We start from the raw sequence: 22937 nt of genomic DNA, 5'->3' as shown, positions 1-22937 counted from the left end.
TAGAATTTTACACGTTGTATTGATTTTAAAGGGAGGTTAACTTCCCTTTTATTTTTCATACTTTGACACAGCAAATAAGACTACAACTCAAATACCCATGAAAAATCTCAATAGAAGAAGTTTTATTCAAAAGACTTCGTTGACCGCAGCCGCAGTATCCATAGTTCCATCGTATTTAAAAGCCAATTCGGAAAGACCATTTTCATCAACTTACATGGGCGGATTTGCGGCTCCTAAATTGGAAAAGGTTCGCGCTGCTTTTATTGGAGTGGGGGCCCGGGGAGGCACACATGCCAAGTTTTTTGCCGCTTTGGAGGGTACTGAAGTAGTTGCTATCTGTGACCTTTATGAAGACTTGGTTAAAGAAAAAACAAAATGGGTAAAAGACGCCGCAGGAGAAAATCGGCATAAAAATATAGCCCAATACTGGGGAGGCGAAGATGAATGGCAAACCATGCTCAAGGAGGTACAGCCGGATATAGTTTTTATTGCCACCAATTGGGCCAACCATGCCCCAATGGCCATCGGAGCCATGGAGCACGGTGCCCATGCTTTTGTTGAGGTGCCGATGGCCACCACCATTCAGGAGATGTGGGATATTGTAGATGCCAGCGAGCGTACCCAGAGGCATTGCATGATGCTGGAAAACGTCAACTATAGTCGAGATGAGTTGATGTTTCTCAATATGTGCCGCCAAGGTTTAATTGGAGAGATTCTTCATGGCGAGGCAGCCTATATCCACGAATTACGTTGGCAGATGGAAGAGCAGGAGCGGGGAACAGGGTCGTGGCGCACCCATCATTATGCCAACCGTAACGGAAATTTATATCCTACCCATGGATTGGGTCCAGTGGCCCAGTACATGAGTTTGGGTAGAGGAGAAGATACCTTTGGCAGTTTGGTTTCTTTCTCCACGCCATCGAGAGGGCGGGAACTTTATGCTGAAAAAAATTATGTCGCCGACCACAAATGGAACCAGTTGGATTTTAAAGGTGGCGATTTGAATACATCCATCATCAAAACCCATTTTGGAAAAACCATTATGGTGCAATGGGACGAAACCAGTCCAAGACCATATTCCCGGTTGAACTTGGTTCAGGGAACCAAAGGCATTCTGGCAGGGTTCCCGACCCGCGTAGCTGTGGAAGGAGGTGTGGAAGGGCTTACGGAAGACCATCATTCATGGGTTCAGGGCGAGGAATTGGAGAAACTATATGAAAAGTATGACCACCCCTTGTATAAAAGATTGAACGAAGCTGCCAAGGGCAGTGGACATGGGGGCATGGACGGTATCATGGTATATCGCATAGTGGAATGTCTTCAAAAAGGATTGCCTTTGGACCAAAATGTGTACGAAGGTTGCCTTTGGAGCGCCGTTTCCCCATTGAGCGAACGCTCAGTGGCAAGCGCTGGAGCACCTCAGCCGTTCCCCGATTTTACCAGAGGCAACTGGAAGAATACCGAACCGTTGCAAATAATTAGTTAAGTAGATTATAGTATTAATGATTGAAATAAAAGTACCCGCCCGAATCTGTTTTTATGGGGACCATCAAGATTATTTGGGATTGCCCGTAATTGCTGGGACCATAGACCGTTTTATAAATTTGAGAGCCACTCCCAATACTAATAAAACATATCTTTTAAAGTTGTTGGACCTACGGGAAGAAGCAAAAATTGCTCTGGATGATAATTTAAAAAACGTTCGACCCGATGATTATTTTAGGTCGGTCATGGCTGTGCTAAAAAGGGAAGGCTTTCAGTTGAATCAAGGCTATGATATCGAAATATCGGGTAATATTCCGGTGAATGCGGGGCTGTCCAGTTCTTCCGCTTTGGTGGTAGCATGGATTCGCTTTTTAGTGGCGACGCAGGGAAAATCAGAAGAAATCAGCGATTATCAAATTGGGAGATGGGCCTACGAAGCCGAAGTGCTGTTTTTTAATCAGCCTGGTGGATTGATGGATCAATATACCATAGCACAAAAAGGCTTGATTTATATTGATACAAAAAATGGAGAGAGTACTCGTTTAAGTGCTAGTCTGGGCAAGTTGTTGGTCGCTGAATCGGGGGTCCCCAAAAAAACTTTGGAAGTTTTAAAAAACGCTAGGGTGTATCAACAACGGGCGGTGGATGCCGTTAAAAAGGTCCATTCCTCATTTGAATTGGAGCACGCCAGCTTGTCGGATTACGACGCATATGTAGATTTGGTGCCCGAGGGGCTTCAGGGATATTGGTATGCCGCTATTTACAATTACCACATCACATTGGAAGCTAAAAAAGAGTTGTTGAATCCAAACCCCAACATCCAATTTCTGGGTGATTTAATGAATCAGCACCAAATGATTCTTCAAAAAGAAATACAAAATACCCCTCTGGAAATGATACATATGATGGACGCTGCATGCGAGGCAGGAGCCATTGGAACCAAAATAATCGGTTCGGGCGGAGGTGGCTGTATGGTGGCCATGGTTCCAGATGATGCGGAAGAAAGGGTGAAACAGGCATTTTTGGAAAAAGGAGCGAAAGTGGTATACGCCGTAGAACTAACAAGTTGATGAAAATGGATAATACAAGTTTGATCATCATGGTAGGTGGTGCATCTTCACGAATGAAAAGGAGTTTAAAACAACGGGATGACCAAGTCATGGACAACATCCCCCATAAAAGCTTGATTCCTGTTGGTAAGAAAGGGAGACCCTTCCTATACTATTTGGTGCAGAATGCTGTCGAGGCGGGATATGCGAAATTATACTTGATCACAAGTCCTGAAAATGCTACTTTTCAGGATTTGAAAGATCAAGATGGTTTTCCAAATGGGCTGGAAGTGTTCTTGGCCGTTCAATCGGTACCGGAAGGAAGAACAAAACCTTTAGGTACCGCGGATGCCCTTCAACAATGTTTGGACCAGTATCCCGAATTAAAGCAGGGTACATTCACTGTCTGTAATGGCGATAACCTGTACTCCGTTGGCGCATTACGAGATTTGAGAGAGGATAGGGAGGCTCCTCATGCGCTGATCAGTTATGGCAGTTCAGGTTTCGATTATACCGAGGAGCGTATTGCCAAGTTTGCCGTCATGGATATTTCCGAGGATGGATTTCTACAACAAATTGTTGAAAAACCAAATGTGGAAGAGGTTCCAAAGTACAAGGATGCATCCGGTCAGCTTAGGGTAAGTATGAACATTTTTAGTTTTTCAGGCAACGGGATTTATCCGTACTTAAAAAACTGCCCCATTGATCCTGTTCGCGACGAAAAGGAACTGCCCAAGGCCGTGGCCGTTTTGGTGGAGGAACAACCGAAAAGTGTACTTTGTATTCCACGCTCCGAGCACATTCCTGATCTAACGGATGCAAATGATATTCAGTTATTTAAAAATTTAGATTAACTTAAAGGCATATAACCCCATTCTTGCATCGAGCAAAATTTTAAATTTTTCTTGATATGGAATCATATGCAACGGCATTGTTATATGCCACTCCTTTTTTTATCGGCCTGGTGTTGATCGAGATTCTATATGGCCGATTTGTAAAAGATCAGAAACATAACCTTATGGATACGGTGAGCAGCCTTAGCTCTGGTCTTACTAATGTGGTGAAGGATTCTCTCGGATTGGTGCTGATTTTGATCAGTTATCCTTTTTTACTGGAACATTTGGCACTTATCGAGGTCAAGGCTACCTGGTTGGTGTGGATCGTGGCCTTTATTGCTCTTGATTTTGCAGGGTATTGGAACCATCGGTTGAGCCATCATATCAACTTTTTTTGGAACCAGCATGTAATTCATCATAGTAGTGAGGAATTTAATTTGGCCTGTGCACTTCGGCAACCTATTTCTAATTTACTGGGCTATTATGCGCTTTTATTGATCCCGGCCGCGCTTTTGGGTGTGCCCCACAAGGTGATTGCGGTTTTGGCGCCCATACATCTTTTTGCGCAGTTTTGGTACCATACCCAGCATATTGGGAAAATGGGATTTTTGGAGTACGTTATCGTAACACCATCGCAGCATAGGGTACACCATGCCATCAATAAGGAGTATATCGACAAAAACCTTGGGCAGATTTTTTGCGTGTGGGATAGGATGTTTGGAACCTTTCAGGAGGAACTGGATGAGGTTCCACCACAATATGGTGTACTGAAACCTGCGAACACTTGGAACCCTATCATTATAAATTTTCAACATTTATGGCGATTAATACAGGATGCTTGGCGGACCAAAAATTATTGGGACAAATTGAGGATTTGGTTTATGCCCACAGGCTGGCGCCCGGCAGATGTCAAGGAAAAATATCCTATTTCTATAATCAAGAATGTGTATAATTTTCGAAAATATCAACCCGAGGCATCATCCTCGCTCAAGGCATATTCGCTTTTTCAGTTAATTATAACCACCTTTTTGATGTTGTTTATGTTCTATAACTATGCGGAAATCGGTTTTGACGGTCTGCTGCTGTTCGGAGCCTTTATTTTTGTTGGAATCTATGGCTACACTACTTTGATGGACCGTAAAATTTATGCAGTTTGGATTGAGGTGATCAGGGGAGTAGGTGGATTGACCTTGATTTATTTTACGAACGATTGGTTTGGAATCAATTCAAACTTTTCCATGGGAAGCTATGTGGTTGCCCTTTATTTTTTGATAACAATTTTTGGCGGTATTTACTTTACCTACTTTGAAAGGTCGTTTGTTGCGCCAGATTTGGCTTCTTAGAGTGTTTTAAGCTCTTTCTCAACCAATTCCACATATTTCTCCATAGCTTCTTCTCTGCTTATTCTTTTGGCTTGGAAGAGGGCATTGGCTTTAAAGGCATTGATGAGGGGTGTCCTGCTTCCTGGATTGTCAAAGTTTTTGTTGGCAATCTTGAAATAGGCGTAGAGCTTTAAGAGTAGGTCAGCTGGTAAAGGATCGGTATAGTCGTTAACAAAGTTAACGGCGTCTTCGAATCTTTTATGTAGGTCCTCGTTAATCATCCAACGGTCTTACGGAGGCTATACAAGTGTGCGCTCCAACTACTTTTTGATTGAGCTTAACAGTAATATCACAATCCAAAGGAAGCAACAAATCAACGCGGGACCCAAATTTTATGAAGCCTGCATCCTCGCCTTGGGTTACCTGTTCGCCTTCCTCAGCGTAGTTTACGATTCTACGGGCCATGGCGCCAGCAATTTGTCGGTAGCCGATTTCACCAAATTTTGGGGTGTGGAGTATAACGGTGGTACGTTCGTTCTCCGTACTGGATTTTGGGTGCCAGGCCACCAAATATTTCCCGGGATGATATTTGGAGTACGTTACCGTTCCACTTGCGGGATATCTGGTAACGTGTACATTGGTGGGCGACATGAATATGGATACCTGTTTTCTTTTTTCCTTGAAATATTCAGGTTCATCCACTTCTTCAATTACCACGACCTTTCCATCCACGGGTGCCAGAATTTCATCAAAACTGCGGGTGACACGTCTTTTGGGATTTCTAAAAAACTGGAGAATGGCAATGAGAAAAATCAATGCGGCTACCTGAAGCGAAAACCGGGCCCACTCTAGATTAACGTAGTAATGCGCCGCCAGAACGGCTGCCACCACGATACAGAAAGTGATGATGATAATTTTTTGACCCTCTTTATGAAACATAGGAGAAAATATTTAAAATCAAATAAGCAAAAGGCGCAGCGAACACTAGGCTATCCAAACGGTCCCAAATTCCACCATGTCCCGGTAATATGGCTCCACTGTCCTTTACCCCGACCATTCGTTTGAACTTGGATTCCAATAAATCTCCCAAACTCCCCGCTACAACTATTAAACAGGCCATTGCCATCCACTCGGTAATCGATAACCTTGTTTCGTACCATGATAAAAAGTAAGCGGCCACTAGTGCAAAAATAAGACCTCCTACAGAACCTTCAATGGTTTTTTTTGGAGAAACTGAAGGAAAAAGTTTAGTTCGTCCAAAAGCCCGCCCTGTTAAATAGGCAAAAGTATCATTTACCCATATCAAAATAAAGATGCCCATGATAAGAAATTGAGCAAAATCATCATGTTTATATGGAATCATGGTCAAAAAAATGCAGCCTCCACCGATGTAAAATAACCCAATGATAAATTTTTGGAACGTGCTAAAATTTTTGGGCCTTTTAGAGAAAAGGAACATGAGCAATGCAATATCCACCGTGATTGTACAGAGCATTAGAAGGTTTATGGCGGTTGAGTCATTGGTAAGGTATATAAAAACCCACCAAAGTGCCAAATAGGCCATGAATATATGGTAGCCCTTTAGGTTTACAATGCGCTTGTATTCATACAGGCATGCTAGCCCAAAGGTCATAAATAAAAAGTCGAAGGCATCCGAGCTTAGAAAAACAGCACCTAGCAGAAGTAATACATATATAACTCCTGTTATGGAGCGTCTTAAAATCTCTCTCATGTACTATAATACTTAGAAATCTTCTAGGAGCAAAAGATATACATTTTTCGAGGCACTTCCGTAAGAAAGGAAATCATCTTTGTTTTCCGCCGTAGGCTGAAAGTGTTTTAATGTGGTAATATTGTTAGGAATATTCTTTTGGTAGCGTTCCTTGATAATTTTGAGCGCCTCGCTTATGGAATCCACCAACTGGCTTGTTGTGGCAAAAACTACCAAATTGGATGGCAGTTCGTCCAATTTCTTTTCCTTAATTTGATTGGAACATACCAATATGGAACCATTATGGGCCACAAGATGCTCACAGGTGGTAAAGAAAATATTGCTCTCCTTGCGATTATCGGTAAACTGAAGCTTTTCGGAAGCAAACTTTGTTTCCAACCTCGGGTCTAGGGAATAGAACAGATGGTTTTGCCAGTCGTTTTCCGAAATAATGTTTTTAAGTGCTTCGGAAACCTCGGCAAAGTCTTCGCAATAGATGAACTTTCCACCATTCTTCTTAAAGTAAATGGTGAATTTCTCATCCACGGGAATCTTTAAATCGGGCATATGGTCACCACGGGTTTCCGCAGTTTCCTTGGAAACCTTTTTTCCTCCTCCGAAAAGCTTTTTAAAAACTCCCATTTATGGCATGTGTTCTTTTCTACTGAATCAATATAATTCCTTTGATTAGAATTTTTTGAATGATTTTATTCTGCAGGCTCTAATTTTTCCTCTTGTTTTTCAAAAGGTCTTTGTCCGAAAATCTTTTCCAAATCGTCCTTAAAGATAACTTCTTTGTCCAAAAGTCTTTCGGCAAGTTCAGTAAGCTTGTCCTTGTTTTCCTGCAACAATTTGATGGCCCGCTGATACTGCTCTTCTATCATTTTGGATATTTCCTGATCAATTTTTTGTGCGGTTTCCTCGCTGTATGGTTTGGTGAAACCGTATTCGTTCTGTCCTGACGAATCGTAATAGGTAATGTTCCCCAATTGGTCGTTCAATCCATAAATAGTGACCATGGCACGGGCCTGTTTGGTTACTTTTTCCAAATCGCTCAAGGCGCCGGTAGAAATTCTATCGAACATTACTTTTTCAGCGGCCCTACCTCCCATGGTGGCACACATTTCGTCCAACATCTGTTCTGGTCGAACAATTAAGCGCTCTTCTGGTAAGTACCAAGCAGCACCTAACGATTGTCCCCTTGGAACAATGGTTACTTTTACCAAAGGTGCAGCATGCTCTAGCATCCAGCTTACGGTAGCGTGTCCAGCTTCGTGGAAAGCGATTGTTTTCTTTTCGTCTGGAGTGATGATTTTGTTTTTCTTTTCAAGACCACCAACAATTCTGTCGACCGCATCCAAGAAGTCTTGCTTGTTTACAGCTTTTTTCTCTTTACGGGCTGCAATAAGTGCAGCTTCATTACAAACGTTGGCAATATCCGCTCCCGAGAAACCTGGTGTTTGCTTGGCCAAAAAGTCCAAATCCAAAGTTTCTGCTGTTTTAATAGGGCGAAGGTGTACTTCGAAAATTTCTTTTCTTTCGTTGAGGTCCGGTAGGTCAACATAAATTTGGCGGTCAAAACGTCCGGCACGCATCAAAGCTTTGTCCAGTACATCGGCACGGTTGGTCGCGGCCAATACGATTACGTTAGTATTGGTCCCGAAACCGTCCATTTCTGTCAATAGCTGATTCAATGTATTTTCACGTTCGTCATTGGAACCTGTAAAGTTGTTCTTGCCCCTTGCACGTCCAATGGCGTCGATTTCGTCAATAAATATAATAGCTGGGGATTTGTCCTTGGCTTGTTTGAACAAATCACGAACCCTAGAAGCTCCCACCCCCACGAACATTTCCACAAAGTCGGAACCGGATAGGGAGAAGAAAGGTACTTTTGCCTCACCTGCCACGGCTTTTGCCAAAAGGGTCTTACCTGTTCCTGGAGGTCCTACTAAAAGGGCTCCCTTTGGAATTTTTCCCCCAAGAGAGGTATATTTATCAGGATTCTTAAGGAATTCCACAATTTCTTGAACCTCTTCCTTAGCTCCTTCAAGACCTGCTACATCTTTAAAAGAAGTGCGAGTATCGGTTTTTTCGTCGAACAATTTGGCCTTGGATTTTCCAATGTTGAAAATCTGACCTCCTGCGCCACCGCCGGCACCACCTGACATTCTGCGCATCAGGTAAATCCAGATGCCTATGATCAAGGCAAATGGCAATAGGGTCAGGAATATTTCTCCAAGCACGTTGGACTCCGTGTCAAACTCGACTATGGTGTCCAAGTTGTTCTCTTTCTTTATTTCAGTGATTTCATTCTGGAAAATCTGTAAATCTCCGTAATCCAAGACATATTGAGGAACCAGACCACTGGATGGAAGAAGGGGCTTTTCTGCCACTCCTTTGTGCACGTCCTTTTTCAGGGCTTCTTCGGTTAGATAAACCTTTGCCTGACGGGTATTCGTGATTATGACTATCTTGGAGATATCACCATTGCGCAAAAATTCCTGTAATTCGGAGGTTGTGGTTTTTTCGGTACTTGAAAAACTGCTTCCACCAAAAAATTGGAAGCCAATAATCAAAGCGATTACCACACCATATATCCACCACGAGCTAAAACGTGGTTTTTTGGGAGCATTATTCGGGTTGTTTTCTTTTGCCATTTTTTCTTAAGAATTGTAACTGCTTTCCACCATAGTGACTTTGGCATCTCCCCAAAGTCCCTCAATGTCGTAAAATTCCCTAATGTGTTTTTGAAATACATGTACCACAACGTTTACGTAGTCCATCAGCACCCATTCGGCGTTCTCGGAGCCTTCGACATGCCATGGCTTGTCTTGGATGGCCTTGCTTACCTTTTTTTGGACGGAGGATACTATTGCGTTAACATGTGTGTTGGAAGTACCGTTACAGATGATGAAGTAGTCGCAAACTGTATTTTCGATTTCCCTAAGGTCCAGTAGATTTATGTCAACTCCTTTAACGTCTTCTATTCCTTCTAGGATCAAGGCAATCAATTCATCTGCGCTAGCTTTCTTTTTCTGCATTCAAAAAGTTTAGTTTTTACAAAGTTATGTTTTTTTTGTTTTCTTAGCCCTAGTTTTTAACAAATCGTAAAGGCTTGTCATATTGGAAAAACATTTTCAAATACTCAAACTTGATGCCACGGACTCCACAAATCAATATTTAAAGGATTTGTTGCGTTCGGAAAATCCCCCCGATTATACTGCTGTTGTTACTGAAAGACAGTTAAAGGGTAGAGGGCAAATGGGAACTGTGTGGGAATCGGAGGGCGGTAAAAACCTTATGTTTAGTGTGTTGAGGAGATTTGATGCATTGAGTGTCAAACATCAATTTGTGTTAAATATTGCCGTTTCCTTGGCTGTTGTGGATACTTTGGCAGAACGTTCCATACCGGATGTAAAGGTAAAATGGCCCAACGACATTATGTCAGGTTCCAAGAAAATTTGTGGCATTTTGATTGAAAATGTGCTCAAAGGAGACAATGTGGACCGATCAATTATTGGAATTGGCCTGAATGTAAACCAAACTGATTTTACAAATTTAGAAAAGGCTTCTTCGTTAAAACGGATTATGAGCCGCAATTTTGATTTGGACGGGCTTTTATATGAGGTGCTTCACAGACTCCGATATCATATGAGGGATATTGAATCTAAAACAGCGAAACAACTTCTGCCTTCGTATGAGCAGGTGCTTTTTAGGAAGGATAAGCCTTCTACATTTAGCAACCCCCATGGAAATAGGTTCATGGGTTTTATCCGAAGGGTTTCACCAACTGGTAAACTGATTATTGAACTGGAAGACCAGGTTCTCAAAGAATTCGATTTAAAAGAGGTGACCTTGCTCTATTGACCGATTTTGTCCATGTTGTTAGATAATGTACCCATAAAGTTGGTGATGGGTGCTTTGATCATCATGGCCATCATGGCATTGAACTGTCCCTCGAAACTAAGTGCTACTTCACTTTCATTGTCTCCGAGCGATGTAATGTCGGCGGTAAGGGTAAAAGGTAGTTTGTCACTTGCAGCGCCCAGGACCACTTTATCATACGGGTTTTGTTCTTTTAGCCTAAGTACAATTTCGGGCATACCTTTTAGGGCGAATTTGAAGGTGTTCTCGTCCAACACTTCAAACTTGTCTATGTTTTCGGGCATTAAAGTTTCAAAGTTTTTGATGTCGGTCAAGAACTCAAATACTTCTTTGTCGCTTTTGGCTACTTTCTTTTTTGAGGCTTCAATGTGCATAGTAAATTATTGTTTCCATTCTTGCGGATTGGATCTCCACTCAAGAAGGGTCTTTAATTGTGATTCTTTGATGTAATTGGTTTCAGAAGCCTGTTCGATCAGGTGCTCGTAATCCGATAGGGTATGGAGTTCAATCCCTTCTTTTTCAAAGTTTTCGGTAGATACAGGAAAACCATACGTGAAGATGGCGATCATTCCTTTTATATCGGCATTTTGCTCCTTGAGGGCCTGTACGGCATTGAGACTACTGTTTCCAGTGCTTATCAAATCCTCTATGACAACCACACTCTGTCCAGCTTCAAAATATCCTTCAATTTGATTTTGTCTGCCATGCTCTTTAGGTTTTGGCCTTACGTAAACAAAGGGCAGTCCCAGTGCTTCTGCTACCAAGATACCGATACCAATGGCACCTGTGGCCACTCCGGCAATCACATCTGGCTTGCCGTAAAGATTCTCTACTTGCTTGGCAATTTCTTCGCGAACAAAGTTTCTAACCTGTGGGTAGGACAACATTATTCTATTGTCGCAATAAATAGGAGATTTCCAACCTGAGGCCCATGTAAAAGGATTTTCAGGTTCCAACTTAATTGCATTAATTTGTAATAACAGCTCAGCTGTTTTTTTTGCGATTTGCTTATCTAAAACCATTGCGCAAATGTATGAAGTTTTTGTTAATGAGGCTCCACTGATTTTAACAAACGAGCGCCCCCAAGATTCCAATGGAAATTTGTTTTCATTGGATGGTGATTCCATTGTTGAAGCTATAAAGCTTTTGTCCAAAAAAAAGGTTCAAAAGGCATATCTATATCATCCTGATGAGAAGAAGATTCTGAAGCTATTTATGCACAAGATTCCAGTGGTGGTCGCTGGCGGAGGATTTGTGATTAATAGAAAAGGCAAGGTACTTTTTATCTACAGGAACGGAAAATGGGATTTGCCCAAGGGCAAGGTAGATAAGGGCGAATCTATTGAAAATGCTGCAATTCGCGAAGTAGAAGAGGAAACGGGCGTGAAGGACCTTGTAATTGATAGGTTTCTCCAGACTACCTACCATATTTTTAAAAGGAACGGGGAATACAGGTTAAAACAAACCCACTGGTTTATTATGTCTACGGATTATACAGGTAAATTAACTCCAGAAAAGTCCGAAGGCATCAAAAAGGTAAAATGGAAAGGTTCCCGAAAGACCAAAAAGGCCTTAAAAAACTCTTACCATAACATAAAGATATTGTTCGAGGATTGGCCTTTTAATTAGGAATCAGGCCTGCTGCTTCACTTCCTTTGGCAATTCGGTATATCGGGTACGTCATGTAGGCTTCCTCAAAATGCTCGGAGCGTTCAAAAATCCAATTGAGTTGTGCATACCAGTTATTGGCAAAGTTGAGCTCGGCTTCTTTTTTGGTCTCGAATTCTTGTAGCAGCAAAGAATCCTGTTGAAGCATTTTAATGGCCACATCCTCAAAAACGTATGGGGAAAAACCTTCCTTGCGCTGTAAAACGCTATCAAAAAAGTTCCAATTAAAGAATGAATCGGCACCTTGTGGTTCCAAAGTTTCCATAAGATATCTTATGCCTGGCTGACGGGTAGGTATCAATAGGTCACCTTCTCTAAAATGGACTTTTTTAGTATGCTTTGTGACTTTGGTATTCGAATGGAGATAGTGTCCTTCGTAAGGGGCATTTCGTGTGTCGTAATCTTCAATGGTGTAGCCCTCCACCAAAAGTGTGGTGTCTTTTTTGATAGCCGAATATCGAATTTTATTGGCATCCAATCGCTCTATCACTCGTTTCCAGCTTTTCTTGACAATATAGGCTGCAGGAACTGTTACTGTATCCACTGGATAAAAATAATCCTGATAGATAGTCTGTTTGGTAAATGGTTTGTCTCTGTTGTATTTCAATCGTGGAAGTCCAGTAACTTCACTGGTAAGTTGTTCGGCCTCAAATCCCTTAAAGTCAAGGACGCTGGTTTTGGTGGTGTCCACTTGCCAGTTGAAATAATACTCAGAAAGTTCAAGATTCTTTTCCAAGGTCTCTTTTCGTAATGTTTTAATTTTGTAGTGCTCTTTCTCTACTACCTCTATCAAACTTTGCATTAGGGCGTAAGTGCCTTCCACACGTTGTTTATAGGGTTTTAGCATGTGTGTTTCCACCATGAGTCCCAAGGTGCTCCAAAGGGTGGTATAGCCTGTGGAATATCTTGGATGATCCATAAATTGACTGAAGCCCATCTCGGGCGGCACGTTGAAAACATTTACATAAGGCGTAATGTCCCATTCTTTTTCGGCCAACGAATTTTCAAGATTTGGCATTAGGGTTCTGTGAAGATATTCCCCCATTTCGCCACCTAGCTTGTTATGCTGGGTGAAAAGGTGGGTCAAAGTGTACTGGTAATCGGCCCCATTGCTCACATGGTTGTCTATAAAGACATCTGGTTTTACCATATGGAATATTTGGGCGAAGGTCCGGGCATTTTCGGTATCCATTTTAATGAAATCCCTGTTAAGGTCGTAGTTACGTGCGTTGCCCCTGAAACCATACTCCAAGGGGCCGTTCTGGTTTGCCCTGGTTGTGGAATTTCTGTTCAGCGCCCCCCCAACGTTATATATGGGTATGGTTACCAGTACGGTGTTCTCCGGCATTTTTAGTTTGCCCGTCGCCAGATCACGGTATAGCATCATTGTGGCATCAATGCCATCACTTTCCCCGGGGTGTATGCCATTGTTTATTAAGATGATGGATTTTTCCTTGCGGATATTTTCATAATTAAAATCCCCATCCGGATTAAAGGTTACGGTATGCAGCGGGATTCCACTATCTGTTTTTCCTGTGGTGTGTATGTTTATCTGCGGAAATTCGCGTGCAAGGCCCATGTAATAATCAATGGTTTGCCTGTATGTTGCAGTTTCTAAGCCACCCGAAGCTTCGTAATGTGTTTGGTACGAGGATTTTTCTCCTTGTGTTTCGGACTCACAGGATATCAAAAGGAATACGGCCGCTAAAAAAAATAAATGTTTCAAAATACTTTGGGAACTTTAAGTTGCACTTAATGTTGTGCTTATCAGTGCCAAAAATACAGAATATTATAATTAGGAGGCCATATCCATTAATCCAAGATCGGTTGCCTCGATTTTGAAAATGGGCTTGTTCTTAAAATTGAGTATGTACGGGCACCTGTCCTTAAAATTGCTCCATTTTTGATGGTCCAGTGGGTCTATGGAAGAAGTGATCATGTTAATGATGATATGCTCTTTTAAGTCTAAGGTAATAAGTTCGTCCAAGAAGTCCCATCCATCCATAATGGGCATGTTGATGTCCAGAAATATAACATCGGGAATTGTTTTATTGGATTTATGCCTTTCCAACAGTGCATCATAGGCTTCTTTCCCATTCTGAAATATTTGGACATCGTCACATTTGGTAACGGACTTAAGCATTTTTTTTATACCAAATACTGTTATGGGATCATCGTCCACTATAAAAATACAACTAACTTTCTTCATTAAAATACACATTAAATGTAGTGCCTCTATCAACATCACTTTGCACTGTTATACTTCCGCCCATGGCTTCTATTTGGTTTTTTACAAGGTAGAGACCAAAGCCTTTGGAGTCTTCTTTGTTATGGAATGTCTTGTACATGCCAAAAATTTTGTCGCCGTATTTTTCCAAATCAATCCCAATACCATTGTCGGATATGCTCAGCAGCACACCTTCTTTTGATTTTACCGCATTGATTATGATCAATGGTTTTCGGTTGGGGCTTCTATATTTTACAGCGTTGGAGATTAGGTTCAGAATAATACTGTCCAGATAGGCAGGTACACATTCTACTTTTATATCTTCGGCTACATGATTGATTACCTGCGAATCGTTCTTGTTCAAAAAGGCGGAGAAATTCTGTAAGACCTTCACAATGTTGTGTTTGAGGAACAATGGTTTTTTGGTAACCGATGTATTGGTATTCACATCTACCACTTGATTAAGGTTTTCCAAGGTCTCCAGTAAATTGTCAGATGCTTGCGAGAGCATTTTGGTGATTCTTTCCCTCTCCGTCGGGTCGTTTTCTGACTTTAAAAACTCCAAGAGCATAGAAAAGTTAGCGGAGTGTGATCGTAGGTTATGGGATACAATATGGGCAAAACCAATTAATTTTTGATTCTGCATCGAGGTTATTTTGATAAGATCTCGCAATTCGCATTCCTTCTTTTTGATGGAGGATATATCCAAGCTCATGCCAATAAGACCACACACTTTACCATCCAGATCAAAATATGGTATTTTGGAGGTTAGAAAATGGGTTGTTTTGCTATTATGGGTAATAGCCGTCTCTTTGCCAATAATAGGGGTGAGGTGCTTCATGACCTGTATATCCTCTTCCCTGGATATTTTTGCCGTATCCTCGTTATATAAGTCGAAATCATTTTTGCCGATGATTTCCTCCTTACTCTTGTTGATATAATTTGACTCTCCTTTGTTGATCAGTACTTTTCTGGATTCAAGGTCTTTCACATAAACGTTCAACGGTAAGCTATCAACAAGTGTGCTGAGCAATTGTTGGTGCTCCTTAACCTTGTTTTCGGCCATCACCTCGTCATGAATATCTCGTATTGTTCCAAAAACCTTAATGGTATTACCGTTTTCTACATAAGGTTTACCGGTGACCCTGACCCATCGTTCTTCACCGTTAAATGTTATGATCATCAAATTGGTGTCGTAGGATTGCTGGTTTTCTATTGCTTTGTGAAAGAGCATTGAAACCTTGTTTCTGCTGTAGCCCGGTTTATAAAATTCAATGGCCTCCACTGTGGTAGGCTCAAAACAATCTGGAACTTGATGGATACGTTTGGTTTCCTGGCACCATGTGAGTTTTTGCGTTGCAGTTTCAAATTCCCACCAACCTGTTTTGGATACTTCTACCTTGGTCTCCAAAATGTTCTGCAACCACTCTACTTGTTGCTCTTTTTCCACTTCGGCCGTAATGTTGTCGGTTTGGATTATGGTTCCGATTACGTTTTCTTTCTCGTCGAACCAAGGAGCGAAATAACTTTTGAAATGGCCAGTGCCGTTATGGTTTGATATTTTGTGCCTAAGGGAGAAGGATTTATTTTCCTTTAATTTTTTTTTGAGATCAGGAATGTCTGCATATAATGGAAAAACCTTGATTTGGTGGTCGTTGTTCTGTGGAGGTAATCCGAAGATATCTAGCCAAGAAGAGGAAGCATCTACCAAAATACCTTTTTTGCACAGAAGTGCTGTCGCCTTTGGCAACTGTTTCAATAAGTAAAATTGGTCAACTCTTCTTACTGCTTTCAAAACTCGGGGTTGTTTAAAAAACGTTACTGCTTGCTCAGAAATTTCCGACTAAGCTATAATTATTTGGTCGATACAATACACATTATGTTGCGAAAGCAATCATTAATGTTGTATCCAAAGGGTTGGCCATGGTTTCTATAAATATAGAAAGAAAGAATTTACTTACAAACTATATTCGATGAACGGAAAGGAGACGGTTATTTTACTACAACGGTCTCTGGCACCAGACCTGTGTAATCCCCTCCATTTCTGATTACATCTCTAACTATTGATGAGCTGATGTAAGATTTTCCTGAGGATGTCAATAGAAATACCGTTTCAATTTCGGAGAGCTTTCGGTTGGTGTGGGCTATAGCTTTTTCAAACTCGAAATCTGCTGGATTACGTAGTCCTCTAAGAATAAATGAAGCCTCTATTTTTTTGCAAAAGTCCACCGTCATCCCCTTGTAGGTGGTAACTTTTATTTTTGGTTCGTCCTTAAATGCTTCCTCAATAAATTTTACCCTTTCTTCTAAAGTGAACATGTAATTTTTATCGGCATTTATTCCTATGGCGATGACCAATTCATCAAAAAGGGTAACGCCTCTTTTAATTATATCGTAATGCCCTAAAGTAAGTGGGTCAAAGGAACCGGGGAACAATGCGCGTCTCATGTTGTGGTTTAAAGTTTCTTAAAAATACGGTTTCTATCGCAAAGCTTCAACAATGGCGCTATCAAATAGCTCTCCTAAGCTAATTCCTGCCGTATTTGCCTGCTGCGGTAGAAGACTTTCCTCGGTTAGGCCCGGGGTGGTGTTTATTTCGAGCAGGTGCGGCTCATCACCGATAAAAATGAATTCGCTCCTTGTGTATCCTTTAAGTCCGAGGGTCTTATATATAAATTCGGCAAGTTGCCTTACATTGGATTCCTGCTTTTCCGAAATCCTTGCAGGCGTGATCTCTTGTGATTTGCCCAGGTATTTGGCCTCAAAATCAAAAAAATCGTTCTCCGAGATAATTTCGGTGGCAGGGAGGACCTTTACTTCGTTATTGAAAGTAATCACCCCGACCGAAACTTCCGTACCATCCAAAAAGGACTCTATAATGATCTGTGAATCTTCCTTAAACGCACTTTCAATGGCATCTATCAATGCTTCCTTGTCATATACCTTTGAGACCCCATAACTGCTGCCTGCTCGGTTCGCTTTTACAAAACAAGGTAGGCCTACTTTATTCACAATGGCGTCTTCATCAATGCTTTGGCCCTTGTTTAAAAAGTAGGAAGTGGCACAAGGGACATTGTAGGGCTTTAATGCACTCAATAAATCTCTCTTATTAAAAGTCAACGCGGCTTCATAATGATTGCAAGAGGTATGCGGTAGTCCAAGAAGGTCAAAATATGCCTGCATAAGTCCATCTTCCCCTGGGGTTCCATGAATCGCATTGAAAACGCAATCAAATTGAATCTTTTTGCCATGTATCTCAACACTAAAATCTGACCTTTCTACAAGGTGCTCCTGCTCCAGTTCATCCAGATAATACCACTTATCTTTAGTGATGACAATTCGGTAAGGGTTGTATTTTTCCCTGTCCAAATATTTGTGCACCACGTTTCCACTTTTGATGGAAATATTGTACTCACTGGAATAGCCGCCCATGATGATGGCAATGTTCTTTTTCATTGTCTTGTAAAATAACGCGAAGCCAAAATAAAGAAAAAAGGGTTGGCTTTCCTATATTTGTTCCGATAAGGTGAACTACATGAAAAATTTTCTCAACTTTTTAAAAAGCAAGACTTTTTTGATTCAACTGGGATTGGCCGTCTTAGCTATTCTAGTGTTGGTCTTTATATCTCTACAGTGGCTCAAGGGCACCACCAACCATGGTGAGTTTGTTGAGGTGCCCGACTTTTCCAAAATGTCGGTTTCGGAAATGAGAAAGGCCGTTGAAGATGCCGGATTAAGATATCAAGTGTTGGATTCGTCCGAATATAATCCAGACTATCCCCGTTTTTCCATATTGGACCAGAATCCGCCTGCGGGCAACAAGGTAAAGTCCAACCGTAAAATTTATTTTACGGTCAATCCATCGGGCTATAAAAAGGTAAGTGTGCCAGATATTATCCAAGTTACGCAACGTAATGCCGCCTCAATGTTAAGAGCGGTTGGTTTGGATGTGGAACGTGTTACCTATATCGATGAACTGGGCAAGGACATGGTATACAATATGAAGCACAAGGGAAAATACCTGAAACCCGGAGACAAATTGCCCAAGACTTCAAAAATTGAGCTGATCTGTGGTAACGGAACCATCCCGGGAAGTGCAAGGGTACAGGCAGAATCCAACTAAGATGGATATTTCGGATAATCAAGAAGATTTTTCTCAGGACGAGCTTTCGCAGGACGACCTCTACGAGCATCATGGTTTTACGGCTTCCAAAGGTCAAGAGCCATTGCGTGTGGATAAATTCTTAATGAACTTTATCGAGAATGCCACTCGGAACAAAATCCAACAGGCGGCCAAAAAAGGGCACATTTGGGTGAATGGTTCCATTGTTAAGCAGAATTATAAAGTAAAGGCAGGGGATGAGGTTAAGGTAATGTTCGAACACCCGCCTTACGAGTTTTTGTTGACCCCAGAGAACATTCCTTTAGATATCGTGTACGAGGATGACGTGCTTTTGGTAGTGAACAAACCTGCCGGTATGGTAGTGCATCCCGGACACGGAAATTATTCGGGTACTTTGATCAATGCCTTGGTCTACCATTTCGAGAACCTGCCAAACAATAGTTCGGACAGGCCTGGACTTGTCCATCGAATTGATAAGGACACTTCTGGCTTGTTGGTGATTGCCAAAACAGAGTCGGCCATGACCCATTTGGCGCAACAGTTTTTTGAGAAAACCAGCGAACGGGAATATATTGCGCTGGTTTGGGGCAATGTAGAGGAAGATGAGGGGACCATTGAGGGCCATATTGCACGTAACCCAAAAAATCGTTTACAGATGATGGTCTTTCCCGATGGAAGTGATGGCAAAGAAGCGGTCACCCATTACAAGGTCATCGAACGTTTAGGCTATGTTACATTGGTTTCCTGTAAATTGGAAACAGGTAGGACCCATCAAATTCGGGTGCATATGAAATATATTGGACACACCCTGTTCAATGATGAGCGTTATGGCGGCGATAAAATTCTGAAAGGAACAACTTTTACCAAATACAAGCAGTTTGTGGAAAATGCCTTTAAGGCTTTGCCCCGACAAGCTTTGCATGCCAAAACGCTTGGTTTTGAGCATCCGGTTACTGGCAAATTTATGCGATTTGATTCTGAACTTCCTGAGGATATGGTGAACGGAATCGAGAAATGGCGAGGATATGCCAAGCATCACGAATCATAGTTTTCTTCAATCTTAAGATTGAAAACACCATTGGAATGCGCTTCCAAAAAACTAAAATCATCGTTATTTTTACAAAAATTAGAAGAAGATGAAAATTGTGATATCTCCTGCAAAGTCGTTGGATTATGAAACCGCTTTGCCCACATCAAAATATACCCAGCCCCAATTTTTGGAACAAGCGGAAAAACTGAATTCCGTACTCAAAAAGAAAAAGCCGAAAGCGTTGATGGATTTAATGTCCATTTCCGATAAGCTCGCGGACCTGAATTGGGAACGCAATCAAAAATTTGATACACCCTTTACTACGGAAAATGCAAGACCTGCAGTGTATACGTTCAATGGCGATGTGTACCAAGGACTGGATGCCTACACCATTCCAGAGGACAAGCTGGACCGATTGCAGGATACTCTACGAATTTTGTCCGGTCTGTACGGTGTTTTAAAGCCTTTGGATCTAATGCAACCCTATCGATTGGAAATGGGAACGCAGCTTAAAGTTGGTCGCAAAAAGAACCTGTACGAGTTCTGGAAGAAAGACATTGTTGCTTTCTTGAACAACGAACTTAAGGATGATGAACTTTTTGTCAACTTGGCAAGCAACGAGTATTTTAATGCGGTTGATACCAAAGCGCTAAAGGTTCCGGTAATTGCCCCGGTCTTCAAGGATTGGAAAAACGATAAATTAAAAATCATCAGTTTTTTTGCCAAAAAGGCTCGTGGTTCCATGGTGCGTTATATTCTGGATTCGGGAGCGAAAACACTGGACGATATCAAGAATTTTGACTACGATGGATATCTCTATAGTGAAGAACACACGGTAAAGAAAAACGAACCCGTTTTCATCCGATAAAAACTTTGGTAAAATCCGAAGTATTCTTTAAGTTATAGTCGATAAGGTGTGTTGTTACGATTAAAGTGCGCATGCCTTAAATTGTGATACGCTTAAATTTAACCCAGAGGTTACACTTTATTCACGACCTTTGAGTGTTTGACTATTTTTTAACACTAACATAAAACAGATACATGCAGCAAACTAAACGGTTAGAAGAGTTTAAAAAATCAGTAACCAATAAGTTCAACATCTATAACAGCCTTTTCCTGAGCTTGCCTTACAAGAATGTGGAAAACGTAGGGATACTTATCCCACTTTTGCTAGATCAGTGCGAAAAGGGATTGAAGGCGGGTAAAGATCCCCAAGAAATTTTGGAGGTATTCTTCTCCAACTTCGTGGATATTCAGGACGAGCGGGAACGTTTGGATTTTATGTTCAGGATTGTTCAATATGTGGAGCGTCAAGTGGTACTTTATGATAGTGTGGAAGATTCCGCATTTCCCAAACTACAGGAATACAGTAGTTCTTTGACCATTCCCGATTATTTTGAGTTGGTGAACCGTACCAAAAATTGGGATAAGGTCTCCAAAAAACTTTCCACCTTTAGTGCACGTATCGTATTAACGGCCCACCCAACACAGTTCTACACCCCGGCAGTTTTGGATATTATTGCCGAGCTACGTTCTTTGATTGATGAAGATAGAATCCATGACATTGACGTGACCCTTCAGCAATTGGGTTTAACATCCTTGATCAATGCTAAAAAACCAACGCCTTTGGATGAGGCGAAAAATATCATCTATATTCTTCGTAACACCTATTATGATGCTGTCGGTGAATTGTATCAATACGTAAAGAGCAATATCCGCGACGAGAAGTTCGAGAACTATAATCTGATGAAACTGGGTTTTTGGCCAGGCGGCGACCGTGATGGAAATCCTTTCGTAACGGCAGATATTACCAAACAGGTGGCCGATGAACTACGACTGACCTTGATGAAGTGCTATTACAACGAATTGAAGAATCTGCGAAAAAAGCTCACGTTCAAAAGTATGCAGGAGGATATCAATGCGTTGAGTACCAAACTATATCATGCCATGTTCGACCCTACTGCACCAATTTCCTACGAGGAAATTATTGGGCATTTAAGCGATGTGAGGCAGCAATTGGTAGAATATTATCACGAATTGTATTTGGATGAGTTGGACCAGTTTATAGACAAGGTCCATATTTTTAAAACCCATTTTGCCACGTTGGATATCCGTCAAGACCATAGCAAGCATACCTTGGTGGTGGAATCTGTTCTCAAAAAGAACGGTATCATTAAGGAAAGCTTGGATGAGCTTAAGGAAAAGGAGTTGGTGAAATTGTTGTTGGAGAAGGATTTTAAATTAAACCCAAAGGATTTTGATGATGACATTGTGAAGGACACTATTGTCAACATCCAAAACTTGAAAGCCATTCAAGAGAAGAACGGAGAAGATGGTTGCAACCGATATATCATCAGTAACTCGGAGGATATTTTCTCAGTATTGTTCGTTTTCGGATTGTTCAGATGGTGCGGATGGAACGAGAAGGATATCACTTTCGATATTGTTCCGTTGTTCGAAACCATGAAAGGTATGGATGCTTCCGAAGAAGTGATGCAGACCCTGTTCGATATCCCAAAATACAGACAGCACTTGGAACGCAGGAGAGATATACATACCATAATGCTCGGCTTCTCCGACGGAACCAAAGATGGTGGATACCTAAAGGCGAACTGGTCCATTTTAAAGACCAAGGAAACTTTGAGCAAGGTGTGCAAGAAAAACGGTATCGCAGCCATATTTTTTGATGGTAGGGGAGGACCACCAGCCCGTGGTGGAGGTAAAACCCATAGATTTTATGCGGCACAGACCAAGGATGTGGCCAACCACGAAATCCAGCTTACCATCCAAGGACAGACCATTACTAGTACATATGGTACCAAGGAACAGTTTATGCACAACTCCGAGCAGTTATTGACCGCCGGATTGAGCAATAATCTCTTTGGAAAGGAACTTACTATTTCGGCGTCACAAAGGAAGTTGATAGAGGAGCTTTCCGAACTCAGTTTTGATAAATATGATGCCCTGAAGCAACACGATAAATTCATTCCTTACCTTGAAAACAGGAGTACGTTAAAATATTATACCAAAGCTAACATAGGAAGTAGGCCCGGTAAACGTGGTAGCGCAAAACAATTGACACTGGCCGATTTGCGTGCTATCTCCTTCGTAGGGTCTTGGAGCCAACTAAAACAGAATGTGCCCGGGTACTTTGGTTTAGGATCGGCCATACAAAAGCTGAAGGAAGAAGGAAGATTGAACGAGGTGAAGAAACTATACAAAGAGGTTCCTTTCTTTAAGGCATTGATGTTGAACAGTATGATGTCCTTGGCGAAGACCAATTTTGACTTGACCAGTTACATGAAGGATGACCCTGAATTCGGGGACTTCTGGAAGATACTTTTTGAAGAATATCAATTGTCCAAAAAGATGCTATTGCAGATTTCCGGGCTTAAGATTTTGATGGAAGATGAAGCAGTATCCAGGGAATCGGTGAAAATCAGGGAAAAGATTGTTTTGCCATTATTGGTGATTCAACAAAATGCCTTGTACCACATCACACAAAATTCGGAGTACAAGGAATTGTACGAGAAAATCGTGACCCGCTCCTTGTACGGAAACATTAATGCGAGTAGGAATTCGGCTTAACCAAGTTGAATTC

Annotated in this window: 23 protein-coding genes; 10 read left to right on the top strand and 13 right to left on the bottom strand. The window is 41.5% G+C overall.

Annotation, left to right across the window (positions count from 1 at the left end; all coding sequences use genetic code 11):
* Positions 1-97: 97 nt before the first annotated feature.
* From DCK90_RS15755 to DCK90_RS15740, 4 genes are read left to right on the top strand one after another with little or no spacing between them, the layout of a single operon-like run.
* Entirely contained in the window at positions 98-1486 is a 1389-nt protein-coding gene (locus tag DCK90_RS15755) for a Gfo/Idh/MocA family protein (RefSeq protein WP_108247169.1), read from the top strand.
* 16 nt (positions 1487-1502) lie between these two features.
* Positions 1503-2555: a GHMP family kinase ATP-binding protein gene (locus DCK90_RS15750; protein ID WP_108247168.1), complete on the top strand. Its 1053-nt coding sequence runs from the start codon at positions 1503-1505 to the stop codon at positions 2553-2555.
* A 5-nt stretch (positions 2556-2560) separates the two neighbouring features.
* Positions 2561-3388, top strand: a complete 828-nt coding sequence (locus DCK90_RS15745; RefSeq protein ID WP_234414772.1) for a sugar phosphate nucleotidyltransferase — start codon at positions 2561-2563, stop codon at positions 3386-3388.
* Between the two features lie 56 nt (positions 3389-3444).
* The gene (locus DCK90_RS15740) at positions 3445-4713 is read left to right on the top strand and encodes a sterol desaturase family protein (protein WP_108247166.1); all 1269 of its coding nucleotides are present in this window, start codon (positions 3445-3447) and stop codon (positions 4711-4713) included.
* Here DCK90_RS15740 and DCK90_RS15735 read toward each other — a convergent pair.
* The 6 genes from DCK90_RS15735 to rsfS form a co-directional block, all read right to left on the bottom strand.
* Positions 4710-4973 carry an acyl-CoA-binding protein gene (locus DCK90_RS15735; protein ID WP_108247165.1) on the bottom strand — a complete coding sequence of 88 codons (264 nt, stop codon included), beginning with the start codon at positions 4971-4973 and terminating at the stop codon, positions 4710-4712. The two genes, DCK90_RS15740 and DCK90_RS15735, sit on opposite strands and share 4 nt — an antisense overlap.
* Entirely contained in the window at positions 4966-5631 is a 666-nt protein-coding gene (locus tag DCK90_RS15730) for a phosphatidylserine decarboxylase family protein (RefSeq protein ID WP_108247164.1), read from the bottom strand. Before DCK90_RS15730 ends, DCK90_RS15735 begins: the two co-directional genes overlap by 8 nt.
* The gene (locus DCK90_RS15725; protein ID WP_108247163.1) at positions 5621-6424 is read right to left on the bottom strand and encodes a phosphatidate cytidylyltransferase; all 804 of its coding nucleotides are present in this window, start codon (positions 6422-6424) and stop codon (positions 5621-5623) included. The genes DCK90_RS15730 and DCK90_RS15725 overlap by 11 nt, the downstream gene beginning before the upstream one ends.
* Before the next feature lie 12 nt (positions 6425-6436).
* A complete protein-coding gene (locus tag DCK90_RS15720; RefSeq protein WP_108247162.1) occupies positions 6437-7045 on the bottom strand; it encodes an LUD domain-containing protein in 609 nt (202 codons plus the stop codon).
* Between the two features lie 65 nt (positions 7046-7110).
* Positions 7111-9060: an ATP-dependent zinc metalloprotease FtsH gene (gene ftsH, locus DCK90_RS15715; RefSeq protein ID WP_108247161.1), complete on the bottom strand. Its 1950-nt coding sequence runs from the start codon at positions 9058-9060 to the stop codon at positions 7111-7113.
* A 6-nt stretch (positions 9061-9066) separates the two neighbouring features.
* Positions 9067-9444 carry a ribosome silencing factor gene (gene rsfS, locus DCK90_RS15710; RefSeq protein WP_108247160.1) on the bottom strand — a complete coding sequence of 126 codons (378 nt, stop codon included), beginning with the start codon at positions 9442-9444 and terminating at the stop codon, positions 9067-9069.
* An 82-nt stretch (positions 9445-9526) separates the two neighbouring features.
* Between rsfS and DCK90_RS15705 the strand changes: the two genes are divergently transcribed.
* Positions 9527-10270, top strand: coding sequence for a biotin--[acetyl-CoA-carboxylase] ligase (locus DCK90_RS15705; protein ID WP_108247159.1), 744 nt, complete (start codon positions 9527-9529; stop codon positions 10268-10270).
* Here the strand turns inward: DCK90_RS15705 and DCK90_RS15700 are convergent.
* Together DCK90_RS15700 and pyrE are read right to left on the bottom strand one after the other, a co-directional pair.
* A complete protein-coding gene (locus DCK90_RS15700; protein ID WP_108247158.1) occupies positions 10264-10662 on the bottom strand; it encodes an orotate phosphoribosyltransferase in 399 nt (132 codons plus the stop codon). The two genes, DCK90_RS15705 and DCK90_RS15700, sit on opposite strands and share 7 nt — an antisense overlap.
* Before the next feature lie 6 nt (positions 10663-10668).
* Positions 10669-11310, bottom strand: coding sequence for an orotate phosphoribosyltransferase (pyrE, locus tag DCK90_RS15695; protein ID WP_108247157.1), 642 nt, complete (start codon positions 11308-11310; stop codon positions 10669-10671).
* Positions 11311-11317: 7 nt separating this feature from the next.
* Here pyrE and DCK90_RS15690 point away from each other — a divergent pair, with 7 nt between their 5' ends.
* Positions 11318-11917 carry an NUDIX hydrolase gene (locus tag DCK90_RS15690; RefSeq protein ID WP_108247156.1) on the top strand — a complete coding sequence of 200 codons (600 nt, stop codon included), beginning with the start codon at positions 11318-11320 and terminating at the stop codon, positions 11915-11917.
* Here DCK90_RS15690 and DCK90_RS15685 read toward each other — a convergent pair.
* The 5 genes from DCK90_RS15685 to DCK90_RS15665 form a co-directional block, all read right to left on the bottom strand.
* Positions 11910-13682: a M14 family metallopeptidase gene (locus DCK90_RS15685; protein WP_108247155.1), complete on the bottom strand. Its 1773-nt coding sequence runs from the start codon at positions 13680-13682 to the stop codon at positions 11910-11912. The genes DCK90_RS15690 and DCK90_RS15685 overlap by 8 nt on opposite strands.
* Positions 13683-13751: 69 nt before the next feature.
* Positions 13752-14165, bottom strand: coding sequence for a response regulator (locus tag DCK90_RS15680; RefSeq protein ID WP_229418504.1), 414 nt, complete (start codon positions 14163-14165; stop codon positions 13752-13754).
* Complete coding sequence (locus DCK90_RS15675; protein ID WP_108247153.1) at positions 14152-15978, bottom strand: PAS domain-containing sensor histidine kinase; 1827 nt, start codon at positions 15976-15978, stop codon at positions 14152-14154. The genes DCK90_RS15680 and DCK90_RS15675 overlap by 14 nt, the downstream gene beginning before the upstream one ends.
* 197 nt (positions 15979-16175) lie before the next feature.
* Entirely contained in the window at positions 16176-16631 is a 456-nt protein-coding gene (coaD, locus tag DCK90_RS15670) for a pantetheine-phosphate adenylyltransferase (RefSeq protein WP_108247152.1), read from the bottom strand.
* A 33-nt stretch (positions 16632-16664) separates the two neighbouring features.
* The gene (locus tag DCK90_RS15665) at positions 16665-17639 is read right to left on the bottom strand and encodes a D-alanine--D-alanine ligase (RefSeq protein ID WP_108247151.1); all 975 of its coding nucleotides are present in this window, start codon (positions 17637-17639) and stop codon (positions 16665-16667) included.
* A 79-nt stretch (positions 17640-17718) separates the two neighbouring features.
* On the opposite strand from DCK90_RS15665, the gene DCK90_RS15660 reads away from it, so the two are divergent.
* From DCK90_RS15660 to DCK90_RS15645, 4 genes are all read left to right on the top strand, one after another.
* Entirely contained in the window at positions 17719-18306 is a 588-nt protein-coding gene (locus tag DCK90_RS15660) for a PASTA domain-containing protein (RefSeq protein ID WP_108247150.1), read from the top strand.
* Between the two features lies 1 nt (position 18307).
* The gene (locus DCK90_RS15655; RefSeq protein ID WP_108247149.1) at positions 18308-19354 is read left to right on the top strand and encodes an RluA family pseudouridine synthase; all 1047 of its coding nucleotides are present in this window, start codon (positions 18308-18310) and stop codon (positions 19352-19354) included.
* 88 nt (positions 19355-19442) lie between these two features.
* On the top strand, positions 19443-20204 hold the full coding sequence (gene yaaA, locus DCK90_RS15650) for a peroxide stress protein YaaA (protein ID WP_108247148.1): 762 nt from the start codon (positions 19443-19445) through the stop codon (positions 20202-20204).
* Positions 20205-20377: 173 nt separating this feature from the next.
* Complete coding sequence (locus tag DCK90_RS15645; protein ID WP_108247147.1) at positions 20378-22924, top strand: phosphoenolpyruvate carboxylase; 2547 nt, start codon at positions 20378-20380, stop codon at positions 22922-22924.
* Positions 22925-22937 lie beyond the last annotated feature (13 nt).

It is taken from the genome of Muricauda brasiliensis (assembly GCF_003057865.1).
In the GTDB taxonomy this organism is placed as follows: domain Bacteria; phylum Bacteroidota; class Bacteroidia; order Flavobacteriales; family Flavobacteriaceae; genus Flagellimonas; species Flagellimonas chongwuensis.
Note: the sequence above shows the minus strand (reverse complement) of the source record. Positions and strands in the feature narration are given on the sequence as shown.